The 4,263-nt window shown below is 48.4% G+C and carries 5 protein-coding genes; 4 read left to right on the top strand and 1 reads right to left on the bottom strand.

Translation table 11 applies throughout. The annotated features are described in order from the left end of the window. The first annotated feature begins 166 nt into the window (after positions 1 to 166). From JGZ97_RS17965 to JGZ97_RS17950, 4 genes are all read left to right on the top strand, one after another. Positions 167 to 754: an ankyrin repeat domain-containing protein gene (locus JGZ97_RS17965; RefSeq protein WP_207064089.1), complete on the top strand. Its 588-nt coding sequence runs from the start codon at positions 167 to 169 to the stop codon at positions 752 to 754. Positions 755 to 1,291: 537 nt separating this feature from the next. Beyond that, positions 1,292 to 1,702 (top strand): DUF3010 family protein, encoded by a 411-nt coding sequence (locus JGZ97_RS17960; RefSeq protein ID WP_207064088.1) that lies wholly within the window; start codon positions 1,292 to 1,294, stop codon positions 1,700 to 1,702. Between the two features lie 3 nt (positions 1,703 to 1,705). Next, positions 1,706 to 2,566, top strand: coding sequence for a protein kinase (locus JGZ97_RS17955; protein WP_207064087.1), 861 nt, complete (start codon positions 1,706 to 1,708; stop codon positions 2,564 to 2,566). A 303-nt stretch (positions 2,567 to 2,869) separates the two neighbouring features. Beyond that, on the top strand, positions 2,870 to 3,181 hold the full coding sequence (locus JGZ97_RS17950; protein ID WP_207064086.1) for an HNH endonuclease: 312 nt from the start codon (positions 2,870 to 2,872) through the stop codon (positions 3,179 to 3,181). A 311-nt stretch (positions 3,182 to 3,492) separates the two neighbouring features. Here JGZ97_RS17950 and JGZ97_RS17945 read toward each other — a convergent pair. Then, a partial coding sequence (locus tag JGZ97_RS17945) for an IS110 family transposase (protein ID WP_207064085.1) occupies positions 3,493 to 4,263 on the bottom strand: 771 nt, incomplete at its 5' end.

Here is a 4,263-nt window from a genome sequence, read left to right as displayed (position 1 = left end):
CACAGGCATCCACGCCGTGGATACTGAACGCAGTTTTGGCGAGATCAACGCCAAGAGTTGAAACGGACATGCTACACCTCCCATTGATCATCCTGTTTGCCCGCCGGTAAGCGTGGCACCGCACCCAAGGAAGGGGGAGTCCATTTCATTCGTTAGGTAGATTTCTATGCCTGATACAATGTCAAAACTGACCCAGCTAATTGAAGCCGCCCGGACTAATGACGATCGCACTGTAGCGGGTTTGGTAAAGGAAGGGGTTGATCCGGCCAAAGAGACGCTTAACGGCAACACAGCTGTGCGTGAAGCGGTTTTGAACAGCTCTAAGGACGTTATTCAGCTCCTTCTAGGCAACCATATCGGGGTAGACTTTAAGACGTTCTATATGCCTCCAAAAGGCAGCAATGAACTCGGCTATTGCCCTATCCACTACGCCCAAAACGAAGAAGTTATCGACCTTCTGTTAGAGCTTGGAGCCAATATCGATCAACAAACACATATGGGGCATACACTTTTGATGCTGGCCATAGCAAAAGCCGAAAAAGAAGACAGCACAAAAATCGTCACCCATATTCTTTCCAAAAGCCCAAACCTAAAGAAACGTGGCAAGTTTGATTTCTTCGCCAAAAACGGTTCCGCGCAAGATCTTACCGATCACCTTATTTCGCGGAACGAGCGCATGTACGCCAAGAGGAAGTTGGATTCTGTAAAGCAGGTGGTCGATCGTCTTTATGACATACGGAGTAAGCTGCAATGACCTACTACCTAACAAATCAATCAACTTCAGCCCTGCGGGCTCTGACCTCCAAACTGCTGCGCAGTTTTCCGGCCCGTTATTGAAGCGTTGCAGATGACGCCTATCGCGTTATAAACAAAGAGATAGGTTGCTTAAGAGTTGGTCTTATATATAAGAGGACTTGGCATTAACTGAAAACTTTTTACCACCAGTGTGATTCAGAAAATGTCCAATATCTGGATGTTTTCATTCATGCTACCGTGTCCGCAAACGACGCGTTTTAACGGGTTCAACCGACGGCGTCATCGGTCACGGTTAAGGAATACAGCCTGATATGGGCTTTATTTTTTGTTGAAGTCCGCGATGGCTAGGGAGACTGTGTGAACCGTCGAGTCCGTGACACCAAATCTGACTACTTTCCTTTGCTGGCCGTTATGGCATGGTCGGCGCACAACAACAAATCGATACACGAGATCCCAATTGCAGAAAACGCAAGTGGGACTCGTGATCTATGTCGTTAGGCCTCTCAATATAACCAAATATCTTTAAGGATGACGGATGAAAATATGTGGTATCGAACTTAAGGGCAGCGAAGCTAGGTTGGCAGTGGTTAAAAAAACTGACCAAGGCTTCGAGCATGTTGATGTTGCAACCAAGAAAATCCCACTGGGTGATGGCGAATGTAGTATTCAAGCAAAATCTTTTATGGATACATTCGAAAGCTTTTGTAGAGATAATGCGATTGAAATGATTTGCATTAAAAAACGCGGAAAGAAGGGCGAGTATGCCGGTGGGCCAGATACATTCAAAATGGAAGGCATCATACAGGTATCCAATGTACCAGAAGTATTACTCGTATCCCCTCAATCTATTGCAGCAATGCAAAAAAGAGAAGAAATCACCATTCCTGTTAAATTGAACAAATATCAACACTCCGCATATTTGACCGGCATTGCTGGAGCAGCATAGGAAATGGCAGCACTTTATATAGATGGACTGAGTGCGCCCAATGAAATAAAAAATGCACTCAAAGAACTTTCTAAGAATTTAATTTTCACAAGAGAAGTGGAAAAGGGTGCAAATGGATATCTGTTTTTTGGGGATAATCGCATACTCGGAACTGCGGTTGCAGTTAAATTCTACTACTGGGGAGGGGATAAGGAGTATCATGCTGAGCCAAAAAATCTTGCTGCCATTGAATCAGATAATATCCTAGCTATTCTCGATGCTTCACTTATAGATAATGACTGGGCATATTTTGTAACGCCTTATTGCCCAAATGGAGATTTAGATAACTATATAGACGCAACCCAGTTTGGCAATTTGGCAGCTATAGATTTTGTTAGTGCAGTGTTATCTGGCTTATCGCATTTACATGCCGAAAGATTTTTGCATAGAGATTTAAAGCCGGCAAATATTTACCTCAATGACGCTGAACAAGCTGTAATCGGTGATTTTGGATCTCTCAAAGTTGTTCCTGAAGGTAAGGGTGAGATACCAGCGTCGAGTCACTCCATTTTGTATCGACCACCCGAATCTATACTGCATAACACATTCAGCAATAGAGGGGATATCTACCAAGTTGGAATAGTGTTCTATCAGCTCTTGGGTGGTCATTTGCCTTATGATGAGCTGGCATGGATGAGTAAGCGGGAGCTAAAGCACTACAACGGGTTGACTGACAATGTCGATCGATCTATTTACGTGGATCAATGCATTAAGTCCAAGATTACGAAAGGGAAAGTTATAGACCTTAAAACATTACCGCCATGGGTTTCGGAGCCTATCAAACGGGTGGTCCGTAAATCAACAAACGTTAATCCGGATAAATGATACCAAAATGCAACTGAGTTTAAGGCTGATCTACATAAAATCCGTCCAGCCGTTTTGGATTGGGCTATATGTGATGGGGCGCCAACGCTAAGTGCTAAAACTAGCTATCGTATCGAGTCCACAGAGAAGGGACTTCAAGTGTTAAAAAGGAAAACTGGTGCTTGGCAAAAAGTTAATACCATTAAATCCGATGATCTGTCGGAAGTGGTGCGTGAAATTGAAGCCAAGGCCTAACAAGTCAAGCAAGATCAACGCGCTAACGCGCGCCTCTTCTTGAAGCGTTATGTGTCGAAAGGTTAACAAATGAGAAAAGATCCACGTCATCATATTTATGAACGTGATAATTGGACATGCCAATATTGTGGCAGGGGTGGTATCGAAAGCTTTGAAGACTGGAATGAAGCTTGGCTAGCAATAGATCATATAATGCCAAAGAAGCACGGCGGCTCAGACGAAGAATCAAATTTGGTTGTGGCTTGCCATACATGTAACAGTGTCAAAGCAGCTGAAATGTGCAGTTCCATAGCAGAAGCAAAAGAGATAATTGCCCGAAAAAACGAGGGCAGAAAAAGATGGTTTCAAAAGTTTGTTGCAAACGATTCTGCTGACACATAACAAGTCAATCAACTTCGTGCCTTTCAGGCGCCGGACACAGCAAAGCTGTGCCGGTTATTGAGGCTACATGGACTCCCCCTGGCACCGCAAGGACTAAACTGAATCTGTAAGGTCTTCGGACTGCCGCTCTACATTCGGCCTGTTGACGGGCTTCAGCCCTGGCCATGATGAAACGCGCTGAACGGACCCTCATTCGTTAGACGGCCTTTATGGCCTTCTCGCTAAACAGGTTTACCCGTTCTGGTCTGAGCCTTACGTCATCCGCTGCCCTCGCAATGTCCGGTGGGTGACTGTCGCGTTCGCCGCCCGCCTCAGGCGGCGAACGCTTTGTATTCTGTTCCTGATCGCAACATCGCCCAGATGATCCGGGCATTCTTGGCCGCCAAGGCCACCGTGGCGCGTTTATAGCCGCGCCGCTCGATCACCCCTTTGCACCACTGGCTCAGTCGATCCTGCTTGTCTGCCACTCGGGCCAGCACCGCGCGGGTGCCGTGCACCAGCAATGTTCGCAGGTAGGTATCACCGCGTTTGGTGATTCGCCCCAGTCGGGGTTTTCCGCCGGTCGAGTACTGCCGTGGCACCAGCCCCAGCCAGGCGGCAAAGTCACGCGCCTTGTCGAACTGCTGCGCGTTGCCCACCGAGGCCACAATGGCGGTGGCGGTCTGCGCACCCACCCCGGGAATGGTCATCAGGCGCCGCACCGCTTCGCTGTGTTCGGCCACGATGTCGAAGCAGCGCTCCAGGTCGTCGATCCGCTGGTTGAGCACCTGCAGGTGCTCTTGGCACTCGCTCAGCAATGCACGAGCGATCACCGGCACCCCGTTTTCAGCATCTTCCAGCACCCGTGGCAGCTCCCGCTGCAAGGCCCAGCGGCCCTGGGGAATGACGACCCCAAACTCGGCCAGTAATCCACGGACCTGGTTAATCAGCGCGGTACGCTCCTTTACCCAGCCTTTGCGGATGCGGTGGGCGGCCAGTACGGCTTGCTGTTCGGCCGACTTGATGGGAACGAAGCGGGTTCTGGGCCGGGTCACGGCCTCGCAGATGGCATCGGCATCGTTGTTGTCATTCTTGGCCCCGGT

It is taken from the genome of Motiliproteus sp. SC1-56 (genome assembly GCF_017309075.1).
Classification (GTDB): Bacteria; Pseudomonadota; Gammaproteobacteria; order Pseudomonadales; family Balneatricaceae; genus Motiliproteus.
Note: the sequence above shows the minus strand (reverse complement) of the source record. Positions and strands in the feature narration are given on the sequence as shown.

Excerpts from the sequence above, each read along its gene's own strand:
- JGZ97_RS17965 (WP_207064089.1), top strand. The coding sequence starts at position 167 with ATGCCTGATACAATGTCAAAACTGACCCAGCTAATTGAAGCCGCCCGG.
- JGZ97_RS17950 (WP_207064086.1), top strand. The coding sequence starts at position 2,870 with ATGAGAAAAGATCCACGTCATCATATTTATGAACGTGATAATTGGACA.
- JGZ97_RS17955 (WP_207064087.1), top strand. The coding sequence starts at position 1,706 with ATGGCAGCACTTTATATAGATGGACTGAGTGCGCCCAATGAAATAAAA.
- JGZ97_RS17960 (WP_207064088.1), top strand. The coding sequence starts at position 1,292 with ATGAAAATATGTGGTATCGAACTTAAGGGCAGCGAAGCTAGGTTGGCA.